Source organism: Aeromonas sp. s13 (assembly GCF_040907905.1).
Classification (GTDB): domain Bacteria; phylum Pseudomonadota; class Gammaproteobacteria; order Enterobacterales; family Aeromonadaceae; genus Aeromonas; species Aeromonas veronii.
In genome coordinates this window covers 1-22,638 of sequence record NZ_JBFOCS010000037.1, presented here as the reverse complement: position 1 = coordinate 22,638, position 22,638 = coordinate 1, and the positions used below count along the sequence as shown (strand labels likewise).

General features: G+C 55.8%; 37 protein-coding genes. 34 read left to right on the top strand and 3 right to left on the bottom strand.

The window, feature by feature from the left end; all coding sequences use genetic code 11:
- The first annotated feature begins 35 nt into the window (after positions 1 to 35).
- The 4 genes from bioH to AB5Y82_RS05755 all read left to right on the top strand — a co-directional run bounded on the left by bioH (position 36) and on the right by AB5Y82_RS05755 (position 2,238).
- On the top strand, positions 36 to 800 hold the full coding sequence (gene bioH, locus AB5Y82_RS05770) for a pimeloyl-ACP methyl ester esterase BioH (RefSeq protein WP_111900473.1): 765 nt from the start codon (positions 36 to 38) through the stop codon (positions 798 to 800).
- A 71-nt stretch (positions 801 to 871) separates the two neighbouring features.
- Complete coding sequence (locus AB5Y82_RS05765) at positions 872 to 1,105, top strand: flagellar basal body rod C-terminal domain-containing protein (protein ID WP_005340632.1); 234 nt, start codon at positions 872 to 874, stop codon at positions 1,103 to 1,105.
- A gap of 1 nt (position 1,106) precedes the next feature.
- Positions 1,107 to 1,874: a putative metalloprotease CJM1_0395 family protein gene (locus AB5Y82_RS05760; protein WP_111900474.1), complete on the top strand. Its 768-nt coding sequence runs from the start codon at positions 1,107 to 1,109 to the stop codon at positions 1,872 to 1,874.
- An 85-nt stretch (positions 1,875 to 1,959) separates the two neighbouring features.
- Positions 1,960 to 2,238 (top strand): hypothetical protein, encoded by a 279-nt coding sequence (locus tag AB5Y82_RS05755; RefSeq protein WP_005355353.1) that lies wholly within the window; start codon positions 1,960 to 1,962, stop codon positions 2,236 to 2,238.
- A 70-nt stretch (positions 2,239 to 2,308) separates the two neighbouring features.
- On the opposite strand, the gene AB5Y82_RS05750 is transcribed toward AB5Y82_RS05755, so the two are convergent.
- Positions 2,309 to 4,618, bottom strand: a complete 2,310-nt coding sequence (locus AB5Y82_RS05750; protein ID WP_111900482.1) for a Tex family protein — start codon at positions 4,616 to 4,618, stop codon at positions 2,309 to 2,311.
- A 191-nt stretch (positions 4,619 to 4,809) separates the two neighbouring features.
- Positions 4,810 to 5,283: a transcription elongation factor GreB gene (gene greB / locus AB5Y82_RS05745; protein ID WP_111900475.1), complete on the bottom strand. Its 474-nt coding sequence runs from the start codon at positions 5,281 to 5,283 to the stop codon at positions 4,810 to 4,812.
- Positions 5,284 to 5,532: 249 nt separating this feature from the next.
- Here greB and ompR point away from each other — a divergent pair, with 249 nt between their 5' ends.
- Complete coding sequence (ompR, locus tag AB5Y82_RS05740) at positions 5,533 to 6,255, top strand: two-component system response regulator OmpR (RefSeq protein ID WP_005340625.1); 723 nt, start codon at positions 5,533 to 5,535, stop codon at positions 6,253 to 6,255.
- A complete protein-coding gene (gene envZ / locus AB5Y82_RS05735; RefSeq protein ID WP_368173756.1) occupies positions 6,252 to 7,562 on the top strand; it encodes a two-component system sensor histidine kinase EnvZ in 1,311 nt (436 codons plus the stop codon). The genes ompR and envZ overlap by 4 nt, the downstream gene beginning before the upstream one ends.
- Positions 7,563 to 7,599: 37 nt before the next feature.
- Here the strand turns inward: envZ and AB5Y82_RS05730 are convergent, their stop codons facing one another.
- Positions 7,600 to 8,514: a DMT family transporter gene (locus AB5Y82_RS05730; RefSeq protein ID WP_005355344.1), complete on the bottom strand. Its 915-nt coding sequence runs from the start codon at positions 8,512 to 8,514 to the stop codon at positions 7,600 to 7,602.
- A gap of 356 nt (positions 8,515 to 8,870) precedes the next feature.
- Here AB5Y82_RS05730 and rpsJ point away from each other — a divergent pair, with 356 nt between their 5' ends.
- The 28 genes from rpsJ to rplQ all read left to right on the top strand — a co-directional run bounded on the left by rpsJ (position 8,871) and on the right by rplQ (position 22,494).
- The gene (gene rpsJ, locus AB5Y82_RS05725; protein WP_005307944.1) at positions 8,871 to 9,182 is read left to right on the top strand and encodes a 30S ribosomal protein S10; all 312 of its coding nucleotides are present in this window, start codon (positions 8,871 to 8,873) and stop codon (positions 9,180 to 9,182) included.
- Between the two features lie 22 nt (positions 9,183 to 9,204).
- Positions 9,205 to 9,837, top strand: a complete 633-nt coding sequence (gene rplC, locus AB5Y82_RS05720) for a 50S ribosomal protein L3 (RefSeq protein ID WP_005340620.1) — start codon at positions 9,205 to 9,207, stop codon at positions 9,835 to 9,837.
- Between the two features lie 17 nt (positions 9,838 to 9,854).
- On the top strand, positions 9,855 to 10,460 hold the full coding sequence (gene rplD / locus AB5Y82_RS05715; protein WP_005340616.1) for a 50S ribosomal protein L4: 606 nt from the start codon (positions 9,855 to 9,857) through the stop codon (positions 10,458 to 10,460).
- Positions 10,460 to 10,759: a 50S ribosomal protein L23 gene (rplW, locus tag AB5Y82_RS05710; RefSeq protein ID WP_342690021.1), complete on the top strand. Its 300-nt coding sequence runs from the start codon at positions 10,460 to 10,462 to the stop codon at positions 10,757 to 10,759. The genes rplD and rplW overlap by 1 nt, the downstream gene beginning before the upstream one ends.
- 15 nt (positions 10,760 to 10,774) lie before the next feature.
- The gene (rplB, locus tag AB5Y82_RS05705; RefSeq protein WP_005340614.1) at positions 10,775 to 11,596 is read left to right on the top strand and encodes a 50S ribosomal protein L2; all 822 of its coding nucleotides are present in this window, start codon (positions 10,775 to 10,777) and stop codon (positions 11,594 to 11,596) included.
- 22 nt (positions 11,597 to 11,618) lie between these two features.
- The gene (gene rpsS / locus AB5Y82_RS05700) at positions 11,619 to 11,897 is read left to right on the top strand and encodes a 30S ribosomal protein S19 (protein ID WP_005307960.1); all 279 of its coding nucleotides are present in this window, start codon (positions 11,619 to 11,621) and stop codon (positions 11,895 to 11,897) included.
- Positions 11,898 to 11,907: 10 nt separating this feature from the next.
- Positions 11,908 to 12,252 (top strand): 50S ribosomal protein L22, encoded by a 345-nt coding sequence (gene rplV, locus AB5Y82_RS05695; RefSeq protein WP_005319741.1) that lies wholly within the window; start codon positions 11,908 to 11,910, stop codon positions 12,250 to 12,252.
- Positions 12,253 to 12,255: 3 nt separating this feature from the next.
- Complete coding sequence (rpsC, locus tag AB5Y82_RS05690; protein ID WP_005307962.1) at positions 12,256 to 12,969, top strand: 30S ribosomal protein S3; 714 nt, start codon at positions 12,256 to 12,258, stop codon at positions 12,967 to 12,969.
- A 13-nt stretch (positions 12,970 to 12,982) separates the two neighbouring features.
- Complete coding sequence (gene rplP / locus AB5Y82_RS05685) at positions 12,983 to 13,396, top strand: 50S ribosomal protein L16 (protein ID WP_005340612.1); 414 nt, start codon at positions 12,983 to 12,985, stop codon at positions 13,394 to 13,396.
- Positions 13,396 to 13,587 (top strand): 50S ribosomal protein L29, encoded by a 192-nt coding sequence (gene rpmC, locus AB5Y82_RS05680; RefSeq protein ID WP_005307965.1) that lies wholly within the window; start codon positions 13,396 to 13,398, stop codon positions 13,585 to 13,587. Before rplP ends, rpmC begins: the two co-directional genes overlap by 1 nt.
- A complete protein-coding gene (rpsQ, locus tag AB5Y82_RS05675) occupies positions 13,587 to 13,835 on the top strand; it encodes a 30S ribosomal protein S17 (RefSeq protein WP_005307966.1) in 249 nt (82 codons plus the stop codon). The genes rpmC and rpsQ overlap by 1 nt, the downstream gene beginning before the upstream one ends.
- A 147-nt stretch (positions 13,836 to 13,982) precedes the next feature.
- The gene (gene rplN / locus AB5Y82_RS05670; RefSeq protein ID WP_005307975.1) at positions 13,983 to 14,351 is read left to right on the top strand and encodes a 50S ribosomal protein L14; all 369 of its coding nucleotides are present in this window, start codon (positions 13,983 to 13,985) and stop codon (positions 14,349 to 14,351) included.
- 11 nt (positions 14,352 to 14,362) lie between these two features.
- Positions 14,363 to 14,680 carry a 50S ribosomal protein L24 gene (rplX, locus tag AB5Y82_RS05665; protein WP_005307977.1) on the top strand — a complete coding sequence of 106 codons (318 nt, stop codon included), beginning with the start codon at positions 14,363 to 14,365 and terminating at the stop codon, positions 14,678 to 14,680.
- Positions 14,681 to 14,693: 13 nt separating this feature from the next.
- Positions 14,694 to 15,233, top strand: coding sequence for a 50S ribosomal protein L5 (rplE, locus tag AB5Y82_RS05660; RefSeq protein ID WP_005331162.1), 540 nt, complete (start codon positions 14,694 to 14,696; stop codon positions 15,231 to 15,233).
- 10 nt (positions 15,234 to 15,243) lie between these two features.
- Positions 15,244 to 15,549 (top strand): 30S ribosomal protein S14, encoded by a 306-nt coding sequence (rpsN, locus tag AB5Y82_RS05655; protein WP_005340609.1) that lies wholly within the window; start codon positions 15,244 to 15,246, stop codon positions 15,547 to 15,549.
- 21 nt (positions 15,550 to 15,570) lie between these two features.
- Positions 15,571 to 15,963, top strand: a complete 393-nt coding sequence (gene rpsH, locus AB5Y82_RS05650; RefSeq protein ID WP_005307980.1) for a 30S ribosomal protein S8 — start codon at positions 15,571 to 15,573, stop codon at positions 15,961 to 15,963.
- A 13-nt stretch (positions 15,964 to 15,976) separates the two neighbouring features.
- Positions 15,977 to 16,510 carry a 50S ribosomal protein L6 gene (rplF, locus tag AB5Y82_RS05645; protein ID WP_005340607.1) on the top strand — a complete coding sequence of 178 codons (534 nt, stop codon included), beginning with the start codon at positions 15,977 to 15,979 and terminating at the stop codon, positions 16,508 to 16,510.
- Positions 16,511 to 16,519: 9 nt separating this feature from the next.
- Positions 16,520 to 16,873, top strand: a complete 354-nt coding sequence (gene rplR, locus AB5Y82_RS05640; protein WP_005340606.1) for a 50S ribosomal protein L18 — start codon at positions 16,520 to 16,522, stop codon at positions 16,871 to 16,873.
- A gap of 14 nt (positions 16,874 to 16,887) precedes the next feature.
- Positions 16,888 to 17,388 carry a 30S ribosomal protein S5 gene (gene rpsE / locus AB5Y82_RS05635; RefSeq protein ID WP_005340605.1) on the top strand — a complete coding sequence of 167 codons (501 nt, stop codon included), beginning with the start codon at positions 16,888 to 16,890 and terminating at the stop codon, positions 17,386 to 17,388.
- A gap of 6 nt (positions 17,389 to 17,394) precedes the next feature.
- Complete coding sequence (gene rpmD / locus AB5Y82_RS05630) at positions 17,395 to 17,574, top strand: 50S ribosomal protein L30 (protein ID WP_005307985.1); 180 nt, start codon at positions 17,395 to 17,397, stop codon at positions 17,572 to 17,574.
- Positions 17,575 to 17,576: 2 nt separating this feature from the next.
- Positions 17,577 to 18,014, top strand: a complete 438-nt coding sequence (rplO, locus tag AB5Y82_RS05625; RefSeq protein ID WP_005340604.1) for a 50S ribosomal protein L15 — start codon at positions 17,577 to 17,579, stop codon at positions 18,012 to 18,014.
- Between the two features lie 8 nt (positions 18,015 to 18,022).
- Positions 18,023 to 19,351, top strand: coding sequence for a preprotein translocase subunit SecY (secY, locus tag AB5Y82_RS05620; protein WP_005340602.1), 1,329 nt, complete (start codon positions 18,023 to 18,025; stop codon positions 19,349 to 19,351).
- A gap of 27 nt (positions 19,352 to 19,378) precedes the next feature.
- Positions 19,379 to 19,492, top strand: coding sequence for a 50S ribosomal protein L36 (rpmJ, locus tag AB5Y82_RS05615; protein WP_005319705.1), 114 nt, complete (start codon positions 19,379 to 19,381; stop codon positions 19,490 to 19,492).
- A gap of 139 nt (positions 19,493 to 19,631) precedes the next feature.
- Positions 19,632 to 19,988: a 30S ribosomal protein S13 gene (gene rpsM, locus AB5Y82_RS05610; RefSeq protein WP_005307991.1), complete on the top strand. Its 357-nt coding sequence runs from the start codon at positions 19,632 to 19,634 to the stop codon at positions 19,986 to 19,988.
- 14 nt (positions 19,989 to 20,002) lie between these two features.
- Positions 20,003 to 20,392 carry a 30S ribosomal protein S11 gene (gene rpsK / locus AB5Y82_RS05605; protein ID WP_005307993.1) on the top strand — a complete coding sequence of 130 codons (390 nt, stop codon included), beginning with the start codon at positions 20,003 to 20,005 and terminating at the stop codon, positions 20,390 to 20,392.
- A 39-nt stretch (positions 20,393 to 20,431) separates the two neighbouring features.
- Positions 20,432 to 21,052 carry a 30S ribosomal protein S4 gene (gene rpsD / locus AB5Y82_RS05600; protein ID WP_005340600.1) on the top strand — a complete coding sequence of 207 codons (621 nt, stop codon included), beginning with the start codon at positions 20,432 to 20,434 and terminating at the stop codon, positions 21,050 to 21,052.
- Positions 21,053 to 21,077: 25 nt separating this feature from the next.
- Positions 21,078 to 22,067, top strand: coding sequence for a DNA-directed RNA polymerase subunit alpha (gene rpoA, locus AB5Y82_RS05595; RefSeq protein WP_005307997.1), 990 nt, complete (start codon positions 21,078 to 21,080; stop codon positions 22,065 to 22,067).
- A 43-nt stretch (positions 22,068 to 22,110) separates the two neighbouring features.
- Positions 22,111 to 22,494, top strand: coding sequence for a 50S ribosomal protein L17 (rplQ, locus tag AB5Y82_RS05590; RefSeq protein WP_005307999.1), 384 nt, complete (start codon positions 22,111 to 22,113; stop codon positions 22,492 to 22,494).
- Positions 22,495 to 22,638: the final 144 nt, after the last annotated feature.

Sequence of the window (22,638 nt, the reverse complement as noted above, 5' to 3'; positions counted from 1 at the left end):
GACCCCAAGAGCATGAACAGGGATCTTGAGTCTAGATGAGCATATCGGTAGAGCAGTTTGGCCAGGGGCCCGATCTGGTGCTGTTGCACGGGTGGGGGATGAACGGTGCGGTCTGGCATGGTGTTGCCCAACAGTTGGCGTCCCACTATCGGGTTCATCTGGTGGATTTGCCCGGCTTTGGCAACAGCCCGCTGGCAGACGAGGTGGATTACAGCCTGCCCTGGCTTGCCGAGCAGGTGGCCGCCATCTTGCCGCAGAAGTGCCATCTGCTTGGCTGGTCACTCGGCGGTCTGGTGGCAAGCCAGTTGGCGCTGACTCATCCCGAGCGGTTGCACTCCCTGATCACGGTAGCCAGCTCTCCCTGTTTCATGGCCCGCGATGAGTGGCCGGGGATCGCCCCCAAGGTACTGACCGGTTTCAACCAGATGCTGGCGGGGGATTTTCGCCAGACCATAGAGCGCTTTCTGGCGATCCAGGCAATGGGCAGCGAACATGCCCGGGACGATATCCGTCAGTTGCGCCATTGGCTGGCTGAGCGCCCGGCGCCCGAGTTTGCCGCACTCGAGGCCGGGCTGACGCTGTTGGCCGACATTGACCTGCGAGAACCGCTGCGGGAGCTGGATCTGCCCTGGTTGCGGATCTATGGGCGACTGGATTCATTGGTACCCAAGGCGGCCATTCCCCTGCTGGATGATCTCTACCCTGTCAGCCGCAGTGTGACCCTCAACAAGGCCTCACACGCTCCTTTTATCTCCCACCCTGACGAATTCATTGAAATCGTTCGAGATTTTGTTGGCTAAAAAACAGCCTGCAAGCTTCATTAATCCTCTGGTCTGGCGGATAATTAAGCTGTGACCAGAGGAGTAACACCATGCGTATTGATTCTGCTTTCAACAGCGGGGTACAGGGATTTCAGCGAGCCGAGCAGATTGCCGACAAGGCATCCAATCAGATCGCCCGCCTCAACACCCCCAGCGGGGATCAGGTGCAAGTGACCGATGAGCTTGTCAATCTCAAGGTGGCCGAGCAACAGGCTGGCGCTTCCGCCAAGGTAGTGCAGACTGCCAGCGATATGATGGGAACCCTGATCGACATCCGGGTGTGAGATGAACATCAATGTCAGTCTGCCTCCCCTTATCCCGACACAGCTGCAACCCCAGGTGGAAGCGGCGAGGACGGATAATCGCCGGGCAGAACTGATCCCGCAGGCCCGGGCGGGCCAAGCCTCCGTTGCCGAATCCGAAGTCGGCTCCCAGAAAGAGAAATCCAAAGCCGCTCAGGCCTCCAGCAATCAGACCTCCCAGAACAGCCGTGAAACCGGGCAATTAGCCCCGACGACACTGCCAGATAATCGCTTTGTCGAGGCCACCGGTGAGGATGGGCAGCGCAAGCAGCAAGATCCCAAACAGCAGGAGCAGCAACAGCGGCAAGAGCAGCAGGTTCAGGATCTTGCCGAGCGTGACAAGGAGGTGCGCACTCACGAGCAGGCGCACCAGTCTGCGGGTGGAGAGTACGCCAGCTCGCCCACCTATCAGTTTACGCAAGGGCCGGATGGCAAGCGTTATGCAACGGGTGGCGAAGTCCAGATCGATACCAGTGTCGTACCCGGTGACCCTGCGGCTACCATCGCCAAGATGCAGCAGATCCGCGCTGCAGCGCTGGCGCCTGCCGAGCCTTCCGCGCAGGATCTGGCCGTCGCGCGCAGCGCCGCCGCGAGTGAGGCCAAGGCACGCAAAGAGCTGATGGCCGAGCAGAGCGCGAAATCGGGCGGTGTGCTGAGTGCCTATATGGACAAGCGCAACAGCGTCATCGCGGGCCACTATCGACAGGCTGTCAGCCCGGCCTCGACCCAGTCCCTCAGTCTGCATATCTGAATCACCCTCGCCAAACTTTCAGCTGCTTTGCCTGTTTTGCAACTAACCTGAAGATCAGGCCCATTCCAATTCCACAGGAGCTGTCATGCATTTCGATGAAGTCAAAGCGGAAGATTTCACCACCTTCTCCCGTGTACCGCCCCCCCACCTGCAGATGGAGCAGTTTCTGATGCAGCTCGGAGGAGGGGGAACTGAAGGAACCAGTTTCAAGAAGAAAGTGATGCTGGCGGCAGGCTGGAGCCACACCGGCGTCGTCTCTTACGGCAAGTATCCGCAAGAGGCCTGCAAGGCATTCAACCGGCTGCGGGAGGTGCTGGCCCAGCATGGAGAGCCCGAGAGCATTCTTGCTGCCCTGACGCAGTGATCCTGAGCTTTGCGTGTAAAAAAGCCCCTTGCGGGGCTTTTTGCATTTAGAGACGTTCCGGACGGTGTCGTTACTTTTTCGCTTTGGAGAGCGCTGCCGCGAAGGCGTTACCCATGGCACCACCCATAGGGGGGCTTTGGCGCGGCTCATTTCTTGGCTTGGCGTTGCCAGTACTGCTGTTGCGCGCTTCAGCCGGCTTGCGGGAAGCTTGCCCCGCTTTCTCGTCGAGGCGCATGGTCAGGCTGATCCGCTTGCGCGGGGCGTCCACTTCCAGCACCTTGACCCGCACAATGTCGCCCGCCTTGACCACCTCGCGGGGATCTTTGACGAAACGGTCGGTCAAGGAGGATATGTGCACCAGCCCGTCCTGATGAACACCGATATCGACGAAGGCGCCGAAGTTGGTGACGTTGGTGACCACCCCTTCCAGTACCATCTCGGGCACCAGGTCGCTGATCTGCTCCACACCTTCCTTGAAGGTCGCGGTTTTGAACTCGGGGCGCGGGTCGCGGCCCGGCTTGTCCAGCTCGCCGATGATGTCGGTGACGGTAGGTACGCCGAATTGCTCATCGGTGTAATCGGCCGGTTTCAGGCTGCGCAGCAGGCTGCTGTTGCCGAGCAGGCTCTCCACTGTCTGCTCCAGCTTGGCGATGATCCGCTCCACCACCGGATAGGACTCCGGGTGCACCGCTGAGCTGTCGAGGGGATTGCTGCCGCCGCGAATGCGCAGGAAGCCGGCGCACTGTTCGAAGGCTTTGGGGCCGAGGCGGCTCACTTTCAGCAACTGCTGACGGCTCTTGAAGGCTCCGTGCTCATCCCGGTAGGCGACGATGTTCTGGGCCAACGTCTGGGAGAGGCCGGAAACCCGGTTGAGCAGGGCGACCGAGGCGGTGTTCACATCGACCCCGACCGCGTTCACGCAATCCTCGACCACTGCATCCAGTCGGCGGGCCAGCTGGCTCTGGCCGACGTCGTGCTGATACTGGCCGACCCCGATACTCTTGGGGTCGATTTTGACCAGTTCGGCCAGCGGGTCTTGCAGGCGGCGGGCGATGGAGACGGCGCCACGGATCGAGACGTCGAGATCCGGGAACTCCTGAGAGGCAAGCTCCGAGGCGGAGTAGACCGAGGCCCCTGCTTCGCTCACTACTATCTTCTGCGCCTTGGCGGCGGGGTAGCGCTCGAACAGGTCACTGACCAGCCGGTCGGTCTCCCGCGAGGCGGTGCCGTTGCCGATGCTGATGAGCTCGACCTTGTGTTTCTGGCACAGCTCGCTCAGGGTCTTGAGGCTTTGATCAATCTGGCGTTTTGGTTCGAACGGATAGATGGTGGCGTGATCGACCAGCTTGCCGGTGGCATCCACCACGGCAACCTTGACGCCGGTGCGGATGCCCGGATCCAGCCCCATGGTGCAGCGCATGCCGGCCGGGGCCGCCATCAGCAGATCCTTGAGGTTCATGGCGAACACCTTGATCGCCTCCTCCTCTGCCGATTCGCGGATGCGGCCGATCAGTTCGGTCTCCATCTGAAGTGACAACTTGATCTTCCAGGTCCAGCTCACCACCCCCTGCAGCCATTTGTCGGCCGGGCGGTTCTGCAGATTGAGCTTGAGGTGGTGGGCAATGATCCCTTCGCAGGGGCTGGCACTCTCGTCGTTACCGGTTACCAGAGCCAGATTGAGGATCCCTTCATTGCGGCCGCGCAGCATGGCCAGCACCCGGTGGGAGGGGGCCTTGTGCAGGGGTTCGTCGTGTTCGAAATAGTCCTTGAACTTGGCCCCTTCCTGCTCCTTGCCTGCCACCACGCGGGCGCGCAGGGTGGCATTCTGCCACAGGTAGTCGCGCAGCTTCTCCAGCAGGTCGGCCTGCTCGGCGAAGCGCTCCATCAGGATATAGCGGGCACCATCGAGAGCCGCTTTGCTGTCGGCAATGCCCTGTTCGGGATTGAGGAAGGCGGCAGCCGCTTGCTCGGGATCCTGCATCGGGTCGCTGAGCAGTAGGTTGGCCAGCGGCTCCAACCCGGCTTCGATCGCCATCTGCCCCTTGGTGCGGCGTTTGGGCTTGTAGGGGAGGTAGAGATCTTCCAGCCGGGTCTTGCTGTCGGCGCCATTCAATTCGCGCATCAGCTCGGGGGTCAGTTTGCCCTGCTCTTCGATGGAGCGAATGATCACCTGACGGCGATCTTCCAGTTCACGCAGATAGCCGAGGCGGCTCTCCAGAGTACGTAGCTGGCTGTCGTCCAGACCGCCGGTCACCTCTTTACGGTAACGGGCGATAAAGGGTACGGTCGAGCCTTCATCCAGCAGGCGCACTGCGGCCTGCACCTGCTCGGGGCGAGCATTGAGCTCACCGGCAATCTGTCTCTCTATGGTTTGCATCATGATGTTGTTGAGGGCCTCTGTGGTCGAGTCCGCGCCATCAGGCGCCAAGTGTGAGCACTATATGGGGTCGTGTTGCGGGATGCCACCCTGCGCCGGGGTCTGCACCCGTCAGACTGATAAAGTCGCAGGGGAGGGCGTTTATCTTGCCATTGCACCTGTGACTCAGGATGTGCCTGTGGCAAGCAGTCCGGCTATTTGGGGTAGCTGATCTCGTTGATATACCAGCAGACGTCACCAACTGGCGTACGGACGATGGCCTCATCACCGACCTCTTTCTTGAGCAGGGCGCGGGCCATGGGGGAGTCGATGGAGATGTAATCCTTGCGCTCGAAGATCTCGTCATAGCCGACGATGCGAAAGCGCTTGGTCTCGCCCTCTTCGTTTTCCACCTCGACCCAGGCGCCGAAGAAGACCTTGCCCTCCTGCGCGGGGGCATAGTCGACGATCCCCAGCTCTTCGAGGCACTTGCGCAGGTAACGCACCCGCCGGTCGATCTCCCGCAGCCGCTTCTTGTTGTACTGGTAGTCGGCATTTTCGCTGCGATCCCCCAGACTGGCGGCCCATGCCACCTTCTTGGTGACCTCGGGGCGCTCCTGGCGCCAGAGGAAATCGAGATCTTCTTTCAGCTTGTTGTAGCCTTCGCGGGTGATCAGCTTTGTCTTCATGGTGATGCGGACCTGGTCAAAGAGGGGTATTCATCGCTAACTGCTCGGGAATATTAGCTTTTGTCCTCTTGCTGTCGAGGGAAATCGTGATGGCTCGGCTGGCGCCATTCAGGGAGTCGCTGGCCAGCGCAGTGACTTGATGGCCGTCACGCTCTCGGGATGGGTAATAACCGGTAACATATTTGTGCTTTGCTCCCGCTATATCCCCCCCTAGTATTGGGGGCAGCTAAAGAATGAAGAGGCAAAGCAATGAGTCAGCAGCAATACAAGGTCCTGGTCGTGGACGATGACCTGAAATTACGTTCCCTGTTGGAACGCTATCTCACCGAGCAGGGATTCGTAGTGCGCGGCGTAGCTAATGGCGAGCAGGCCGATCGCTTGCTGACTCGTGAAAACTTCAGCCTGATGGTGCTCGACCTGATGCTGCCGGGGGAGGATGGGCTCTCCATCTGCCGCCGTCTGCGGGAAGCGGGCAACCAGATCCCTGTTCTGATGCTCACCGCCAAGGGGGATGAAGTGGATCGCATCGTCGGGCTCGAGATGGGGGCCGATGACTATCTGCCCAAGCCGTTCAACCCCCGCGAACTGCTGGCGCGGATCCGTGCCGTGCTGCGCCGCCATACCGTCGAGCTGCCGGGGGCTCCTTCTGCTGCAGAAAAGGTGGTCAACTTCGGTGCCTTCCAGCTCAATCTCGCGACCCGCGAGCTGAGTCGGGATGGCGAACCGATGGCGCTCACCAGCGGTGAATTTGCGGTGCTCAAAGTGCTGGTCAGCCATCCGCGCGAGCCGCTCTCCCGCGACAAGCTGATGAATCTGGCCCGTGGCCGTGAATACACCGCCACCGAGCGCAGCATCGACGTGCAGGTCTCTCGCCTGCGCCGCCTGCTGGAGCAGGATCCGGCCCAGCCCCGCTACCTGCAGACTGTCTGGGGTCTGGGGTATGTGTTCGTGCCAGATGGTGACGGTGCATGAAAAAGGTCGGCAGCATGTTCTCGCGCATGCTCTGGTTTCTGGCTGCCGTCCTGGTGGTCTATCAAGCGGTCTCCTACGTCACCTTCTACAACTATCTGCTGGCGCCAACCGTCAAGCAGATCAGTCACTTGCTGGCCAATCAGGTCAAGCTGATCTTTCCGGTCAACACGGAACAACTGGCGCTGAGCGAAGATGCCGAGGCGCTGGTCTATGTGACGACCGGTACCGATATCTATACCCAGAGCGAGGCGGTGCAACATGGCTTCAACGAGGCCAAGCCATACCCCTATCTGGAGGAGAACATCAGTCGCGAGCTGGGTGGCCCGGCCAAGGTGCGGGTCGAGATCCAGGATCACTACATCATCTGGATCCAGCCGCCGCAGGCCAGCAAAATCTGGGTACGGATCCCGCTGACCGAGATTGAAGATGACGATATCGAACCCCTCATCATCTATCTGAGCGTGCTGCTGGTGATCACCCTGTTTGCGGCCTGGCGCTTTGCACGGCAGCTGGTGCGCCCGCTCGAGGATCTCGAGGCTGGTGCAGTTGCGGTGGCCAGAGGCCATTTCCCCGAGGCGCTGGGGGAGCTGGGATCACGGGAAGTAAGGCGACTGACCCGCACCTTCAACCATATGTCGCACTCCATCAAGAGCCTGATCGAAGAGCGTAACCTGATGATGGCGGGGGTTTCCCACGATCTGCGCACTCCGCTGACCCGCATCCGGCTGGCGACCGAGATGATGTCCTCCGGTGACGAGTGCCTCAAGGAGAGCATCAACGCCGACATCGATGAGTCCAATGCCATCATCGATCAGTTCATCGATTACATCCGCCCGGATGAGGGCCAGGATCTGGAGCCGATCGATCTGACCCAGCTGGTGCACGATACCTTGCTGATCTACTCGGAGCAGGGGCTGGAAGTTGATCTGGCGCTGCCGCAAGAGGCGGTGCGGGTGGCCTGCAATCCGGTCAGTATCCGGCGGGTGTTGAACAACCTCTCAAGCAACTCGCAGCGTTATGGGGCGAGCCGCTTGCATGCCGAGCTCAAGGACGACGGGCACTGGGTTCGCCTGCGTCTCTCCGATGATGGCCCCGGCATTCCGGAGCAGGACTATTCCCGGGTGCTCAAGCCGTTTACTCAGGGGAATGTGGCGCGGACCGTCGGCGGCAGTGGCTTGGGGTTGGCCATCGTGGCCAAGATAGTCGCCCAGCACCATGGCACTATCCGGTTGGGAAGTTCGGATCTCGGCGGCCTGCTGGTCGAGATGCGGCTGCCGAAACATCAGCCACAGGAGTGGATGGATTGAGAGAAGGGCGTATCCGTGGATACGCCCTTCTGCATGGTCAGCTCTTGGTTTCGACTGATGCTCGATAGCGTTTGCCGTACTTGAGCTGCTGGATCAGCAGGGCGGCAACGATGAGCGCCAACCCGATGGGGGTGGCCGGATGGATGGCTTCGCCGATCAACAGGTTGAGCAGTACCAGTGAGGCAAACGGCGAGATGAAGATGAGATTGCTGATGGGGGCCGTGTTGGTGGCATGGCGCAGCGCCATCAGCCAGAGCACGAAACCGAAGCCCATTTCGAACAGTCCCACATAGATGGCACCAGCCCATCCCTGCCAGGCGGTCATGGCAAAATCGGAGAGCAACCAGGTTGCCACGACGATAAAAGGCAGGCTGATCATAAAGCCGAGCAACAGGCTGACAATGGGATCGCCCTGATTGCGGGTGTTGAGGATCCAGTAGCTGGCCCAGATGAGGGTCGAGACCAGCGCCAGCGTCACGCCGAGGGGGCTGTCGAACTGGAGGCCGAATACATCGCCTCTGGTGGCGATCACCAGTGCGCCAAAATATCCCAGCACGATGGCGACGCCATCACGCCGACGCAGCTTCTGGCCGAGGAAAGGGACGGCCAGCAGACTGAGGGTAATGGCCCAGGTGTAGTTGAGGGTCTGTGCCTGCTGGGCGGGCAGCAGGTCATAGGCCTTGAACAGCAACAGGTAATAGAGAAAGGGGTTCAGCACGCCCAGAGTCAGGTAGTAGAAAGGGCGGGCCTTGATGTAGCTCCCCAGCAGCGGTAGTTTGCCCTGTTTGGCGACGACGGCTGTCAGTGTGAGAGTCGAGGTGAAGGCGGCCACAAGCAACAGTTGCACAGGTTCGAAATAGGCGAGGGAGATCTTGAAGGCTGTGGCGACCGTCGACCAGAGGGCAACGGCGCAAAGGCCATACTGATAGGCTTTCTTTTGATCTTTGAGCATGGGATGTCGTTCCACTGACAGAGGCAAGCACACAGTCTACCAGTCTGCTTGTAACATTGTCGTTACTTGGGTGTTGGCTGCAGAGTGCGTTGCCGCAGGCGAGATCCATCTGTCACATAAAACTGCGCATAATCTGTTCGCTCTCCCTTGCGCAAATTTGAAAAATCCGTATAATCCCCTCCGCTTACCCATGAGGTAAGCCAGACGATATGTCTGCTGCTGAGTTTCCTGTTTACAGGAGCCAGCCATACAGTCCTCCCGATATGGGGGGAAACGTGAAAAATCACACCTCTGGCGGGAGCAATCTCGGTCGGGCGGTGTTGATTTGTGTTCTTTTATCTATTGGAGCTCTGTCAATGCAGAACCAAAGAATCCGTATCCGCCTGAAGGCTTTTGATCATCGCCTGATTGATCAATCCACTGCGGAAATCGTTGAAACTGCTAAGCGCACTGGCGCGCAGGTTCGCGGTCCTATTCCGCTGCCGACTCGCAAAGAGCGCTTCACCGTCCTGATCTCCCCGCACGTCAACAAAGATGCGCGTGATCAGTACGAGATCCGCACTCACAAGCGTCTGGTAGACATCGTTGAGCCGACTGACAAGACCGTAGACGCCCTGATGCGTCTGGATCTGGCAGCTGGTGTAGACGTCCAGATCAGCCTGGGTTAATTACGGAAAGAGGTTGATAACAATGACAATCGGTCTTGTAGGTCGCAAAGTGGGTATGACTCGCATCTTCACTGAAGATGGCGTTTCTATCCCGGTGACTGTTATCGAAGTTGAAGCTAACCGTGTAACTCAGGTCAAATCTGTAGAAACCGACGGCTACAACGCTATTCAGGTTACCACTGGCGCCAAGAAAGCCAGCCGTGTGACCAAGCCGGAAGCTGGCCACTTCGCCAAAGCTGGTGTAGAAGCCGGTCGCGGTCTGTGGGAATTCCGCCTGAACAACGGTGAAACTTTCACTGTTGGTAGCGAGCTGAAAGTAGATCTTCTCGCTGACGTTAAGCTGGTAGACGTTACCGGCACATCCAAAGGTAAGGGCTTTGCTGGTACTGTTAAGCGCCACAACTTCCGCACCCAGGATATGACCCACGGTAACTCCTTGTCTCACCGCGTTCCGGGTTCTATCGGTCAGAACCAGACTCCGGGTCGTGTATTCAAGGGCAAAAAGATGGCTGGTCACATGGGTGCTGAGCGTGTAACGACTCAGAACCTGGAACTGGTTCGTGTTGACGCTGAACGCAACCTGCTGCTCATCAAAGGTGCAGTACCGGGTGCAACCAACGGCAACGTGATCGTCAAACCTGCCGTCAAAGCGTAACGTCTGAGGAGATAGTAATGGAATTGGTAATGAAAGACGCCAAGAGCGCTCTTGAAGTTTCCGAGACTACCTTCGGGCGCGAATTCAACGAAGCTCTGGTTCACCAGGTCGTCGTTGCATATGCCGCTGGTGCCCGTCAGGGTACTCGTGCGCAGCTGACTCGCTCTGAAGTGTCTGGTGGCGGCAAAAAGCCGTGGCGTCAGAAGGGTACTGGTCGTGCCCGTGCTGGCTCCATCCGTTCGCCCATCTGGCGTTCCGGTGGTGTGACTTTTGCTGCTAAGCCGCAAGATCACAGCCAGAAAGTAAACAAGAAGATGTACCGCGGCGCTATCCGTAGCATTCTGTCCGAGCTGGTACGTCAAGAGCGCCTGATCGTTGTTGAGAAGTTCGGCATCGAAGCTCCGAAGACCAAAGAACTGATCGCCAAGCTGAAAGAAATGGAACTGACTGACGTTCTGATCGTGACTGCTGAAGTCGATGAGAACCTGTTCCTGGCTGCTCGCAACCTGTACAAAGTTGACGTGCGTGACGTTGCCGGTATCGACCCGGTCAGCCTGATCGCTTTCGACAAGGTTCTGATGACTGCTGACGCAGTTAAGCAAATCGAGGAGATGCTGGCATGATCCGTGAAGAGCGTCTGCTGAAAGTTCTGAAGGCTCCGCACATCTCTGAAAAGAGCACCATGGTTGCAGAAAAGCAGAACACTATCGTGTTCAAAGTTGCTGTTGATGCTACCAAGGCGGAAGTCAAAGCTGCAGTTGCGAAACTGTTCGAGGTCGAAGTTGAGACCGTCCGTACCCTGAACATGAAGGGTAAGACCAAGCGCGCAGGTGCACGCGTAGGCCGTCGTTCCGATTGGAAAAAGGCTTATGTGACCCTGAAAGCTGGTCAGGACATCGACTTCATGGGCGCAGCCGAGTAAGAGGAGTTCTCAAAAATGGCAATCGTTAAGTGCAAGCCTACTTCTCCGGGCCGCCGCCACGTCGTCAAGATCGTCAATCAAGAGCTGTACAAGGGCAAGCCCTTCGCCGCTCTGCTGGACAGCAAAAGCAAGTCCGGTGGTCGTAACAACAACGGCCGTATCACTACCCGTCATATCGGTGGTGGTCACAAGCAGCACTACCGTATCGTCGACTTCAAGCGCGACAAAGACGGTATCCCGGCTAAAGTAGAGCGCCTGGAATACGATCCGAACCGTACCGCTAACATCGCACTGGTGTTGTATGCAGACGGTGAGCGTCGTTACATCCTGGCTCCGAAAGGCCTGAAAGCTGGTGACGCGATCGCTTCTGGTGCTGATGCAGCCATCAAGGTAGGTAACGCCCTGCCGATGCGCAACATCCCGGTTGGTTCTACCGTTCACGCTGTAGAGATGAAGCCTGGTAAAGGTGCCCAGCTGGCTCGTTCCGCTGGTACTTTCATCCAGATCCTGGCTCGTGAAGGTAACTATGTAACTCTGCGTCTGCGTTCCGGCGAAGTACGTAAAGTTCTGGCCGAGTGCCGCGCTACCATCGGTGAAGTCGGTAACTCCGAGCACATGTTGCGTCAACTGGGTAAAGCCGGTGCAAACCGCTGGCGTGGTATTCGTCCGACCGTTCGCGGTATGGCGATGAACCCGGTTGACCACCCGCACGGTGGTGGTGAGGGTCGTAACAAGGGCATGCAGCCTGTGTCCCCATGGGGCCAGAAGGCTAAAGGCTTCAAGACCCGTAAGAACAAGCGTACCGACAAGTACATCGTACGTCGTCGTAACAAGTAATTGTTAACATAGAGGAATCACCATGCCACGTTCTCTCAAGAAGGGTCCATTTATTGACCTGCACTTGCTGAAGAAGGTAGAGAAAGCGGTGGAAAGCGGGGATAAAAAGCCGGTTAAAACCTGGTCCCGTCGTTCAATGATCATCCCGAACATGATCGGTTTGACCATCGCTGTCCATAATGGTCGTCAGCACGTTCCGGTTTTCGTTACCGAAGAAATGATCGGTCACAAACTGGGTGAATTCGCACCGACTCGTACTTATCGCGGCCATGCTGCTGATAAGAAGGCTAAGAAGCGCTAAGGGATAAATGATGGAAGCTATCGCTAAACACCGTTATGCCCGTACTTCTGCCCAGAAAGCTCGTCTGGTAGCCGATCAAGTACGTGGTCTGTCCGTAGACAAGGCTCTGAATATCCTGACCTTCAGCCCGAAAAAGGCTGCAGTGCTGGTTAAGAAAGTGCTGGAATCTGCCATTGCAAACGCTGAGCACAACGAAGGCGCCGATATCGACGCGCTGCGTGTTGCTACTATCATGGTCGACGAAGGTCCCTCCATGAAGCGCATCCGTCCGCGTGCCAAAGGTCGTGCGGATCGTATCCTCAAGCGTACCGCTCACATCACTGTAGTGGTATCCGACGCTAAGGCTGGGAGATAAGCAATGGGTCAGAAAGTACATCCTAATGGCATTCGCCTGGGTATTACCAAGCCTTGGAATTCTACCTGGTTCGCGAACACCAAAGACTTCGCTGACAACCTGTACAGCGATTTTCAAGTACGCCAGTTCCTGACCAAGGAACTGAAAAACGCGTCCTTGTCCAAGATCACCATTGAGCGTCCGGCCAAGAGCATCCGTGTGACCATTCACACCGCTCGTCCGGGTGTTGTAATCGGTAAGAAAGGCGAAGACGTTGAGAAGCTGCGCAAAGCTGTAGCCACTATTGCTGGCGTGCCTGCTCAGATCAACATTTCCGAAGTCCGCAAGCCGGAGCTGGATGGCAAACTCGTTGCCGACAGCATCACTTCCCAGCTGGAGCGTCGTGTAATGTTCCGTCGTGCTATGAAGCGCGCCGTACAGAACGCAATGCGCCTGGGTGCCAAGGGCATCAAAGTGGAAGTTTCCGGTCGTCTGGGCGGCGCTGAAATCGCGCGTACCGAATGGTACCGTGAAGGTCGTGTGCCGTTGCACACCCTGCGTGCCGACATCGACTACGCAACTTCTGAAGCCCACACCACTTACGGTGTGATCGGCGTTAAAGTTTGGATCTTCAAGGGCGAAGTTCTGGGCGGTCTGGCTGCTGTTAACGCTGCCGCTGCTCAAGAGCAAGCTCCTGCAAAGCCCAAGCGTGACAACAAGCGCCGCGCTGCTAAGTAAGGAGATTCGGTAAATGTTGCAACCTAAGCGTACTAAATTCCGCAAGACCCACAAGGGTCGTAACCGCGGTCTGGCCACCTCTGGTAACGAAGTATCCTTCGGTACCTTTGGCCTGAAGGCGACATCCCGTGGTCAACTGACTGCTCGTCAAATCGAAGCAGCCCGTCGTGCCATGACCCGTCACGTTAAGCGTCAAGGTAAGATCTGGATCCGTGTGTTCCCGGACAAACCCATCACCGAAAAGCCCCTCGAAGTTCGTATGGGTAAAGGTAAGGGTAACGTGGAATACTGGGTTTGCCCGATCCAGCCTGGCAAGGTTCTGTACGAGATGGACGGTGTACCTGAGGCTCTGGCGCGTGAAGCGTTTGCCCTGGCCGCAGCTAAGCTGTCTGTTCAGACCACTTTCGTAATTAAGACGGTGATGTGATGAAAGCCCAAGATCTGCGTCAAAAGAGCGTCGAAGAACTGAACCAGGAGCTGCTGGGCCTGCTGCGTGAGCAATTCAACATGCGCATGCAAGCGTCCACCGGCCAGCTGGCTCAGACTCACACTCTGAAACAAGTGCGTCGTGACGTCGCACGTATCAAGACTGTACTGACTGAGAAGGCAGGTGCGTAATGACTGACAAGATCCGTACTCTGCAAGGTCGTGTAATCAGCGACAAGATGGACAAGTCCATCACTGTTGCTATCGAGCGCAAGGTAAAGCACCCGATCTACGGTAAGATCATCAAGCGCACTACCAAGCTGCACGTGCATGACGAAAACAACGAGTGCAAAGCTGGCGACCTCGTGGAAATCCGCGAATGCCGCCCGCTGTCCAAGACCAAGTCCTGGACCCTGGTTGCCGTTGTAGAAAAGGCCTAATCGGTACTTTGTAGTCCAAGCGGCCCCTTTCAGGGGCCGTTTGTTTTTTAGGCTACCTTTTCTGAAAATCCTGTGTTATAGTTTCGCGCCTTTTGAAGGCAGCCAGATCCCATTAGGGATAAGAAGTAAACAAAGCGGAGCACTAAGATGATCCAGATGCAAAGTATGCTGGGTGTTGCCGACAACTCCGGCGCTCGCAGTGTAATGTGTATTAAGGTTCTGGGTGGCTCGCACCGCCGTTACGCCGGCATCGGCGACATCATCAAGGTTTCCATCAAGGAAGCCATTCCTCGCGGTAAAGTGAAGAAAGGTGATGTGTATAACGCGGTGGTCGTACGCACCCGTAAAGGCGTTCGTCGTCCGGACGGCTCTGTCATCCGTTTCGACAACAATGCGGCTGTGTTGCTTAACAACAACCAACAGCCAATCGGTACTCGTATTTTTGGCCCGGTGACCCGTGAACTGCGTAATGAGAAGTTCATGAAGATTGTGTCCCTGGCACCCGAAGTACTGTAAGGAGTCGAACGATGGCAGCTAAAATCCGTCGCGAAGACGAAGTGATTGTTCTTACCGGCAAAGACAAGGGCAAGCGTGGCAAAGTCACTCAAGTCCTGATTGCAAAAGGTAAGGTAATCGTGGAAGGCATCAACCAGGTGAAGAAACACCAGAAGCCGGTACCCGCACTGGGTCAGGCTGGCGGTATCGTCACCAAAGAAGCCCCCATCGATGTATCAAACGTAGCGCTGTTCAACTCTGCCACTGGCAAAGCTGACCGCGTTGGTTTCCGGATTGAAGACGGCAAAAAAGTCCGTTTCTTCAAATCCACCGGCGAACTTGTGAAGTAATTGGAGTTTAACGATGGCGAAACTGCATGATTACTACAAATCCGATGTAGTAAATGAACTGTCCAAGCAGTTCGGTTACAAGACTATCATGCAAGTCCCTCGGATCGAGAAAATCACCCTGAACATGGGTGTTGGTGAAGCGATCTCTGACAAGAAGTTGCTGGAAAATGCTGCTGCCGATATGGCTGCCATTTCCGGTCAGAAGCCGCTGATCACCAAAGCTCGCAAATCTGTTGCGGGCTTCAAGATTCGTGAAGGCTACCCGATAGGTTGTAAAGTAACCCTGCGTGGCGAGCGTATGTGGGAGTTCCTGGAACGGCTGATCTGCATCTCCGTACCGCGTATCCGTGACTTCCGTGGCCTGAACGCTAAAGCGTTCGACGGTCGTGGTAACTACTCCATGGGCGTGCGTGAGCAGATCATCTTCCCGGAAATCGACTATGACAAAGTCGATCGCGTCCGTGGTCTGGATATCACCATCACCACTTCCGCGAATACCGATGAAGAAGGCCGTGCTCTGCTGGCTGCCTTTAACTTCCCATTCCGCAAGTAAGGTTAGGGTTATGGCTAAAACATCCATGAAAGCGCGCGAAGCAAAGCGTGCCAAGCTGGTAGCCAAGTACGCGACCAAGCGTGCCGAGCTGAAAGCTATCATCGTTGACATGAACGCTTCTGAAGAAGCGCGTTGGGATGCTGTACTGCAACTGCAACAGCTGCCCCGTGATTCCAGTCCGTCCCGCCAGCGTAACCGTTGCAATATTACTGGTCGTCCGCACGGTTTCCTGCGCAAGTTTGGCCTGTCTCGCATCAAGGTGCGTGAGCATGCCATGAAGGGCGAAATTCCGGGCCTGAAGAAGGCTTCTTGGTAACGAATCTCGGGAGTTAGACTTATGAGCATGCAAGATCCGATCGCGGATATGCTGACCCGCATCCGTAACGGTCAGGCGGCGAGCAAAGTTGCGGTTTCCATGCCTTCTTCCAAGCTGAAAGTGGCTATCGCCAAAGTGCTGAAAGAAGAAGGTTACATCGCTGGCTACTCCGTAGCTGGTGACGTGAAGCCGGAACTGGAAATTGAACTGAAATATTTCCAGGGCAAGCCAGTTGTAGAACTGATCCAACGCGTAAGCCGTCCAGGCCTGCGTATTTACAAGCGCACTACTGATCTGCCGAAAGTTATGGGCGGTCTCGGTGTTGCTATCGTGTCCACGTCTAAAGGTGTGATGACTGACCGTGCTGCTCGCAAAGCAAGCATGGGCGGTGAGATCATCTGCTACGTCGCTTAATAGGAGGTAGGAAATGTCTCGTGTTGCTAAGGCACCCGTCACTATTCCTGCTGGCGTAGAGGTGACTCTGAACGGCCAGGAACTGACCATCAAAGGTGGTAAAGGTTCTCTGGTTCGCTCTATTCACGCCGGTGTAGAAGTGACCAAAGAAGACAATGTACTGAAGTTCGCCCCGCGCGGCAGCATCGCTGGTGCTGACGCTCAGGCCGGTACTGCCCGTGCATTGGTCAACAACATGGTAATCGGTGTTACCCAAGGCTTCGAGCGCAAGCTGCAGCTGGTTGGTGTAGGTTATAAAGCCTCCATCAAGGGCAATGCTGTTGCGCTGGCTCTGGGCTTCTCTCACCCGGTAGAGCATGCGCTGCCGGCTGGTGTGACCGCTGAGTGCCCGACTGCTACAGAAATCGTTCTGCGTGGCGTCGACAAGCAGCTGGTTGGCCAAGTCGCCGCCGATATCCGTGCTTACCGCGCTCCGGAGCCCTACAAGGGCAAGGGTGTACGCTATGCCAACGAGCAAGTGCGTACTAAAGAAGCTAAGAAGAAGTAAGGTAACACTATGGACAAGAAAGCAGCTCGTCTCCGTCGTGCTACTCGTGCTCGGAAAAAGATGCAGGAACTGGGAGCTACCCGTCTGGTTGTTCACCGTACCCCGCGTCATATCTATGCGCAGGTTATTGCAGCCAACGGTTCCGAAGTTCTGGCCTCTGCTTCCACAGTAGAGAAAGCCATCAGTGAAGCTCTGAAATACACCGGTAACGCAGATGCTGCTACCGCTGTAGGTAAGGCTATCGCTGAGCGTGCTATTGCCAAAGGCGTTCAGAACGTATCTTTCGATCGTTCCGGTTTCAAGTATCACGGTCGCATCGCTGCCCTGGCAGCTGCCGCACGTGACGCTGGTCTTCAGTTCTAAGCTAGGAGTCGAAGATGGCTAAAGTCGAATCTCAAGCCGGCGAACTGCAAGAAAAGCTCATTGCAGTAAACCGTGTTTCGAAAACTGTTAAAGGTGGTCGTATCATGTCCTTCACCGCGTTGACCGTGGTAGGTGATGGTAACGGCCGTGTAGGTTACGGTTACGGTAAAGCCCGTGAAGTTCCGGCTGCTATTCAAAAAGCAATGGAACAGGCTAAGCGTAACCTGAACAAGGTTGAGCTGAACAACGGCACTCTGCACCACCCGGTGCGTGGTGTTCACTCTGGCTCCACCGTGTTCATGAAGCCGGCCTCCCAAGGTACTGGTATCATTGCAGGCGGCGCTATGCGTGCTGTTCTGGAAGTTGCCGGTATCCACAACGTGCTGGCCAAGACCTACGGTTCCACCAACCCAATCAACGTTGTTCGCGCTACTGTAGACGCTCTGGTTCACGGTCAATCACCGGAACAGATCGCTGCCAAGCGTGGTCTGCGCGTTGAAGAAATTCTGGGGTAATGCGACATGGCTAACACTGTAAAAGTAACTCAAACTCGCAGCTCTATCGGCCGTCTGCCAAAGCACAAGGCGACTCTGCGTGGTCTGGGTCTGCGTCGCATTGGTCACACCGTTGAGCTGGAAGATACTCCTTGCGTACGCGGCATGATCAACCAGGTTTATTACATGGTTAAGGTGGAGGGCTAAGCATGCGTCTGAACACTCTGTCTCCGGCCGCTGGTTCCAAGCCTGAAAAACAACGTCGTGGTCGTGGTATCGGCTCCGGCCTGGGCAAGACTGGTGGTCGTGGTGTTAAAGGCCAAACCTCTCGTTCCGGTGGCGGTAAAGTCCGCAACGGTTTCGAAGGCGGCCAGATGCCTTTGAAAATCCGTCTGCCGAAGTTCGGTTTCTTCTCTCGCAAATCTTTGGTTTCTGCCGAAGTGCGTCTGAACGAAATCGCCCTGGTAGAAGGTGATGTGGTCGACCTGAGCACTCTGAAGCAAGCCGGTGTTGTTACTAAGAACATCGTGTTCGCTAAAGTTGTTCTGTCAGGCAACATTGACCGTGCTGTGACCGTTCGTGGTCTGTCCGTCACCAAAGGTGCACGCGCAGCCATCGAGGCCGCTGGCGGTAAAATCGAGGAATAATCAGTACAATGGCTAAGAAACCAGGATTGGATGTTAAAGCACAGGGTGGTCTGAGTGAACTGAAGAGCCGTCTGCTCTTCGTTCTCGGGGCGATTATCGTTTTCCGTGCAGGCTCTTATGTGCCGATTCCTGGTATTGACGCCGCCGTACTGGCCGAGTTGTTCCAGCAACAGAAGGGCACCATCATTGAGATGTTCAACATGTTCAGTGGTGGTGCACTCTCGCGTGCTTCTATTCTTGCGTTGGGGATCATGCCGTACATTTCGGCATCGATCATTATCCAGCTGCTGACAGTGGTTCACCCCGCTCTTGCTGAACTCAAGAAAGAAGGTGAATCCGGCCGTCGCAAGATTAGCCAATATACCCGTTGGGGCACGCTGGTTTTGGGAACTTTCCAGGCCATTGGTATTGCAACCGGTCTGCCGAATATGATGCATGGACTCGTGACTAATCCGGGTCTGGGCTTCTATTTCACAGCGGTTGTGAGTCTGGTCACCGGTACCATGTTTTTGATGTGGTTGGGTGAACAGATTACCGAGCGTGGGATTGGTAATGGTATCTCGTTGATTATTTTCACTGGTATCGTTGCTGGTCTGCCGCATGCCATTGGCGCTACGGCCGAACAGGCACGTCAAGGGGAATTGCACATCCTGCTGTTGTTGTTGCTGGGCTTGATTGTTTTCGCAGTGACTTACTTTGTGGTGTTCGTGGAGCGTGGTCAGCGTCGTATCGTCGTTAACTATGCCAAGCGTCAACAAGGCCGCCAGGTATTTGCCGCGCAAAGCACACACCTGCCGTTGAAAGTGAATATGGCTGGTGTGATTCCTGCGATTTTCGCATCCAGTATCATCCTCTTCCCGGGGACCATTACCTCCTGGTTTGGTCAGGGTGAGGGTAAAGTAGCTGATATCCTGCAACAGGTCTCTATGGTCCTGCAGCCGGGTCAACCGCTTTACGAGATGCTGTATGCAGCAGCCATTATCTTCTTCTGCTTCTTCTATACCGCGCTGGTGTTCAACCCCCGCGAGACAGCAGATAATCTGAAGAAGAGTGGAGCCTTTATCCCGGGGATTCGCCCGGGCGAGCAGACAGCACGTTACATCGATAAGGTTATGACTCGCCTGACATTGGCAGGTGCGCTCTATATAACCTTTATCTGTCTGGTACCCCAGTTCTTGATGACTGCCTGGAACGTACAGTTCTACTTCGGTGGCACTTCGCTGCTGATTATCGTGGTAGTTATCATGGACTTCATGGCTCAGGTACAAACCCATATGATGTCTCATCAATATGGCGACGTCCTGAGGAAGGCCAACCTGAAGGGCTACGGCCGCTAAAGGTCGGCGTAGTTACGGAGTTAAGCAATGAAAGTTCGTGCTTCCGTTAAGGCAATCTGCCGTAACTGCAAAATCATCAAGCGTCACGGTGTGGTGCGTGTGATTTGCAGCGAGCCAAAGCATAAACAGCGCCAAGGCTAATTTTTTACGGTTAGTACTTGCAACAAATAGTTGTGCTGGCTAATATAGCCAGCCAACTTTTGTTGTGTATTGGTTGACCGCCACGTATCCGCTCACGGGCTTTGTGGTGGTCGTAATCTACTATATGTAGGAGTGAATAGTGGCCCGTATCGCTGGCATTAACATTCCTGACCATAAGCATGCAGTCATCGCTTTGACTGCTATCTATGGCGTCGGTCGTACCCGCTCCAAGGCCATCTGTGCCGCAGCCGGTATCGCTGAGAATGTGAAAATTAAAGACCTGGACGAAGCTCAGATCGAGAGTCTGCGTGAACAAGTAGGTAAATTCACCGTTGAAGGTGACCTGCGTCGTCAGATTTCCATGAACATCAAGCGATTGATGGATCTGGGTTGCTACCGTGGTTTGCGTCACCGTCGTAGCCTGCCTGTTCGTGGTCAACGTACCAAGACCAACGCTCGTACCCGTAAGGGTCCGCGCAAGGCTATCAAGAAGTAACGGGAAGGTAGAAAATGGCTAAAACTCCGACTCGTGCTCGCAAGCGCGTTAAAAAGCAAGTGAGCGACGGTATTGCGCACGTTCATGCATCTTTCAACAACACAATCGTGACCATTACTGACCGTCAGGGCAATGCTCTGTCTTGGGCTACTTCTGGTGGTTCCGGTTTCCGTGGTTCTCGTAAGTCCACCCCGTTCGCTGCTCAGGTAGCTGCAGAGCGCGCTGGTGAGATGGCCAAAGAATATGGCGTCAAGAACCTGGAAGTCATGGTCAAAGGTCCGGGTCCCGGTCGTGAGTCTTCCATCCGCGCCCTGAACGCGGCTGGTTTCCGCATCACTAACATTACTGATGTGACTCCGATCCCGCACAACGGTTGTCGTCCTCCCAAGAAGCGCCGCGTATAACGCTGTAGCTACTTGGTCTAGGATTGTTGGAGAAAGAAGATGGCAAGATATATCGGTCCTAAGCTTAAGCTTAGCCGTCGTGAGGGCACCGACCTCTTCCTGAAGTCAGGTGTTCGTGCGATTGATTCTAAGTGCAAGATTGACACCGCCCCTGGTCAGCACGGTGCGCGTAAAGCGCGTCTGTCCGACTACGGTGTTCAGCTGCGCGAGAAACAAAAAGTTCGTCGTATCTACGGCGTATTGGAAAAACAGTTCCGCAACTACTACCGCGACGCTGCCCGTCAAAAGGGTAACACCGGTGAAAACCTGTTGCAGCTGCTGGAAGGTCGTTTGGACAACGTTGTTTACCGTATGGGCTTCGGCGCTACCCGTGCTGAATCTCGTCAGCTGGTGAGCCACAAAGCCATCATGGTAAACGGTCGCGTTGTGAACATTCCTTCTTTCCAGGTTTCCCCTGAGGACGTGATCTGCGTTCGTGAGAAGGCTAAGAAGCAAGCGCGTATCAAAGCTTCCCTGGAAGTTGCTGGTCAGCGTGAGAAGCCGACTTGGGTAGAGGTTGACGCCGCTAAAATGGAAGGTGCTTTCAAGCGTCTGCCAGAGCGTTCCGACCTGTCTGCCGACATTAACGAACAGCTGATCGTCGAGCTTTACTCCAAGTAAAGCTAGCTTCTAAAGAGAGGACACAATGCTGGGTTCTGTAACAGATTTTCTTAAACCGCGGCTAGTTGACATCGAGCAAGTTAGCCCGACTCATGCGAAAGTGACTCTTGAGCCACTCGAGCGTGGCTTTGGTCACACGCTGGGCAACGCCCTGCGTCGTATTTTGCTGTCATCTATGCCCGGTTGTGCAGTTACTGAAGTCGAAATTGACGGGGTACTGCATGAGTACAGCAGCAAAGAAGGTGTACAGGAAGACATTCTTGAAATCCTGCTCAACCTGAAAGGTATCGCTGTGAAGCTGGAAGGCAAGGACGAGGTAACTCTGTCCCTGACCAAGTCTGGAACAGGCCCCGTTACCGCTGGTGATATCACTCACGGTGATGAAGTCGAGATCGTAAACCCGGAGCACGTAATCTGCCACCTGACTGGTGCCAATGCTGAAATCAGCATGCGCCTGAAAGTTCAGCGCGGTCGTGGTTATGTGCCTGCTTCTGCTCGTGTTCACAACGATGACGAAGAGCGTCCTATTGGTCGCCTGCTGCTGGACTCCGCGTTCAGCCCCATCGTTCGTATTGCCTACAATGTTGAGGCAGCACGTGTGGAACAGCGTACCGACTTGGACAAGCTGGTCATTGACATGGAGACCAATGGTACCCTGGATCCTGAAGAAGCCATCCGTCGTTCTGCCACTATTTTGGCCGAGCAACTGGAAGCCTTCGTGGATCTGCGCGATGTCAGCGTGCCCGAGAAGAAAGAAGAGAAACCCGAGTTTGATCCGATTCTGCTACGTCCTGTCGATGATTTGGAGCTGACAGTTCGTTCTGCGAACTGTCTGAAGGCAGAAGCTATCCACTATATTGGTGATCTGGTACAGCGTACCGAAGTTGAGTTGCTTAAGACTCCTAACCTCGGTAAGAAGTCCCTGACTGAGATCAAGGACGTGTTGGCCTCCCGTGGTCTGTCTCTTGGCATGCGCCTTGAGAACTGGCCGCCCGCCAGCATCGCTGACGAGTAATCCAGATTACGGGTTTCACAGATTTAGTTAGAAGGATAAGGTCATGCGCCATCGTTTGAGTGGTCGTCAACTGAACCGGAACAGCAGCCATCGTCAGGCAATGTTCCGCAACATGGCCAGCTCCCTGGTTCGTCATGAGATCATCAAGACGACTCTGCCTAAGGCAAAAGAGCTGCGTCGTGTAGTTGAACCGCTGATCACCCTTGCCAAGACTGATAGCGTTGCTAATCGTCGCCTGGCATTTGCCCGTACTCGCGATAACGCGATCGTGGCTAAGCTGTTCAATGAACTGGGCCCGCGCTACCTGGAGCGCGCCGGCGGTTATACTCGCATTCTGAAATGCGGTTTCCGTGCAGGCGACAACGCCCCTATGGCTTATATTGAGCTGGTAGACCGCCCGGCCGCTGCTGAAGCAGCTGCTGAGTGATAAAGAAAAAGCCGGGCTTGTCCCGGCTTTTCTTTTAATCCATTCTGATACTGCCTCAACTGCCTCAACTGCCTCAACTGCCTCAACTGCCTCAACTGCCTCAACTGCCTCAACTGCCTCAACTGCCTCAACTGCCTCAACTGC

Excerpts from the sequence above, each read along its gene's own strand:
- bioH (WP_111900473.1), top strand. The coding sequence starts at position 36 with ATGAGCATATCGGTAGAGCAGTTTGGCCAGGGGCCCGATCTGGTGCTG.
- AB5Y82_RS05765 (WP_005340632.1), top strand. The coding sequence starts at position 872 with ATGCGTATTGATTCTGCTTTCAACAGCGGGGTACAGGGATTTCAGCGA.
- AB5Y82_RS05760 (WP_111900474.1), top strand. The coding sequence starts at position 1,107 with ATGAACATCAATGTCAGTCTGCCTCCCCTTATCCCGACACAGCTGCAA.
- AB5Y82_RS05755 (WP_005355353.1), top strand. The coding sequence starts at position 1,960 with ATGCATTTCGATGAAGTCAAAGCGGAAGATTTCACCACCTTCTCCCGT.
- AB5Y82_RS05750 (WP_111900482.1), bottom strand. The coding sequence starts at position 4,618 with ATGATGCAAACCATAGAGAGACAGATTGCCGGTGAGCTCAATGCTCGC.
- greB (WP_111900475.1), bottom strand. The coding sequence starts at position 5,283 with ATGAAGACAAAGCTGATCACCCGCGAAGGCTACAACAAGCTGAAAGAA.
- ompR (WP_005340625.1), top strand. The coding sequence starts at position 5,533 with ATGAGTCAGCAGCAATACAAGGTCCTGGTCGTGGACGATGACCTGAAA.
- envZ (WP_368173756.1), top strand. The coding sequence starts at position 6,252 with ATGAAAAAGGTCGGCAGCATGTTCTCGCGCATGCTCTGGTTTCTGGCT.
- AB5Y82_RS05730 (WP_005355344.1), bottom strand. The coding sequence starts at position 8,514 with ATGCTCAAAGATCAAAAGAAAGCCTATCAGTATGGCCTTTGCGCCGTT.
- rpsJ (WP_005307944.1), top strand. The coding sequence starts at position 8,871 with ATGCAGAACCAAAGAATCCGTATCCGCCTGAAGGCTTTTGATCATCGC.
- rplC (WP_005340620.1), top strand. The coding sequence starts at position 9,205 with ATGACAATCGGTCTTGTAGGTCGCAAAGTGGGTATGACTCGCATCTTC.
- rplD (WP_005340616.1), top strand. The coding sequence starts at position 9,855 with ATGGAATTGGTAATGAAAGACGCCAAGAGCGCTCTTGAAGTTTCCGAG.
- rplB (WP_005340614.1), top strand. The coding sequence starts at position 10,775 with ATGGCAATCGTTAAGTGCAAGCCTACTTCTCCGGGCCGCCGCCACGTC.
- rpsS (WP_005307960.1), top strand. The coding sequence starts at position 11,619 with ATGCCACGTTCTCTCAAGAAGGGTCCATTTATTGACCTGCACTTGCTG.
- rplV (WP_005319741.1), top strand. The coding sequence starts at position 11,908 with ATGGAAGCTATCGCTAAACACCGTTATGCCCGTACTTCTGCCCAGAAA.
- rpsC (WP_005307962.1), top strand. The coding sequence starts at position 12,256 with ATGGGTCAGAAAGTACATCCTAATGGCATTCGCCTGGGTATTACCAAG.
- rplP (WP_005340612.1), top strand. The coding sequence starts at position 12,983 with ATGTTGCAACCTAAGCGTACTAAATTCCGCAAGACCCACAAGGGTCGT.
- rpmC (WP_005307965.1), top strand. The coding sequence starts at position 13,396 with ATGAAAGCCCAAGATCTGCGTCAAAAGAGCGTCGAAGAACTGAACCAG.
- rpsQ (WP_005307966.1), top strand. The coding sequence starts at position 13,587 with ATGACTGACAAGATCCGTACTCTGCAAGGTCGTGTAATCAGCGACAAG.
- rplN (WP_005307975.1), top strand. The coding sequence starts at position 13,983 with ATGATCCAGATGCAAAGTATGCTGGGTGTTGCCGACAACTCCGGCGCT.
- rplX (WP_005307977.1), top strand. The coding sequence starts at position 14,363 with ATGGCAGCTAAAATCCGTCGCGAAGACGAAGTGATTGTTCTTACCGGC.
- rplE (WP_005331162.1), top strand. The coding sequence starts at position 14,694 with ATGGCGAAACTGCATGATTACTACAAATCCGATGTAGTAAATGAACTG.
- rpsN (WP_005340609.1), top strand. The coding sequence starts at position 15,244 with ATGGCTAAAACATCCATGAAAGCGCGCGAAGCAAAGCGTGCCAAGCTG.
- rpsH (WP_005307980.1), top strand. The coding sequence starts at position 15,571 with ATGAGCATGCAAGATCCGATCGCGGATATGCTGACCCGCATCCGTAAC.
- rplF (WP_005340607.1), top strand. The coding sequence starts at position 15,977 with ATGTCTCGTGTTGCTAAGGCACCCGTCACTATTCCTGCTGGCGTAGAG.
- rplR (WP_005340606.1), top strand. The coding sequence starts at position 16,520 with ATGGACAAGAAAGCAGCTCGTCTCCGTCGTGCTACTCGTGCTCGGAAA.
- rpsE (WP_005340605.1), top strand. The coding sequence starts at position 16,888 with ATGGCTAAAGTCGAATCTCAAGCCGGCGAACTGCAAGAAAAGCTCATT.
- rpmD (WP_005307985.1), top strand. The coding sequence starts at position 17,395 with ATGGCTAACACTGTAAAAGTAACTCAAACTCGCAGCTCTATCGGCCGT.
- rplO (WP_005340604.1), top strand. The coding sequence starts at position 17,577 with ATGCGTCTGAACACTCTGTCTCCGGCCGCTGGTTCCAAGCCTGAAAAA.
- secY (WP_005340602.1), top strand. The coding sequence starts at position 18,023 with ATGGCTAAGAAACCAGGATTGGATGTTAAAGCACAGGGTGGTCTGAGT.
- rpmJ (WP_005319705.1), top strand. The coding sequence starts at position 19,379 with ATGAAAGTTCGTGCTTCCGTTAAGGCAATCTGCCGTAACTGCAAAATC.
- rpsK (WP_005307993.1), top strand. The coding sequence starts at position 20,003 with ATGGCTAAAACTCCGACTCGTGCTCGCAAGCGCGTTAAAAAGCAAGTG.
- rpsD (WP_005340600.1), top strand. The coding sequence starts at position 20,432 with ATGGCAAGATATATCGGTCCTAAGCTTAAGCTTAGCCGTCGTGAGGGC.
- rpoA (WP_005307997.1), top strand. The coding sequence starts at position 21,078 with ATGCTGGGTTCTGTAACAGATTTTCTTAAACCGCGGCTAGTTGACATC.
- rplQ (WP_005307999.1), top strand. The coding sequence starts at position 22,111 with ATGCGCCATCGTTTGAGTGGTCGTCAACTGAACCGGAACAGCAGCCAT.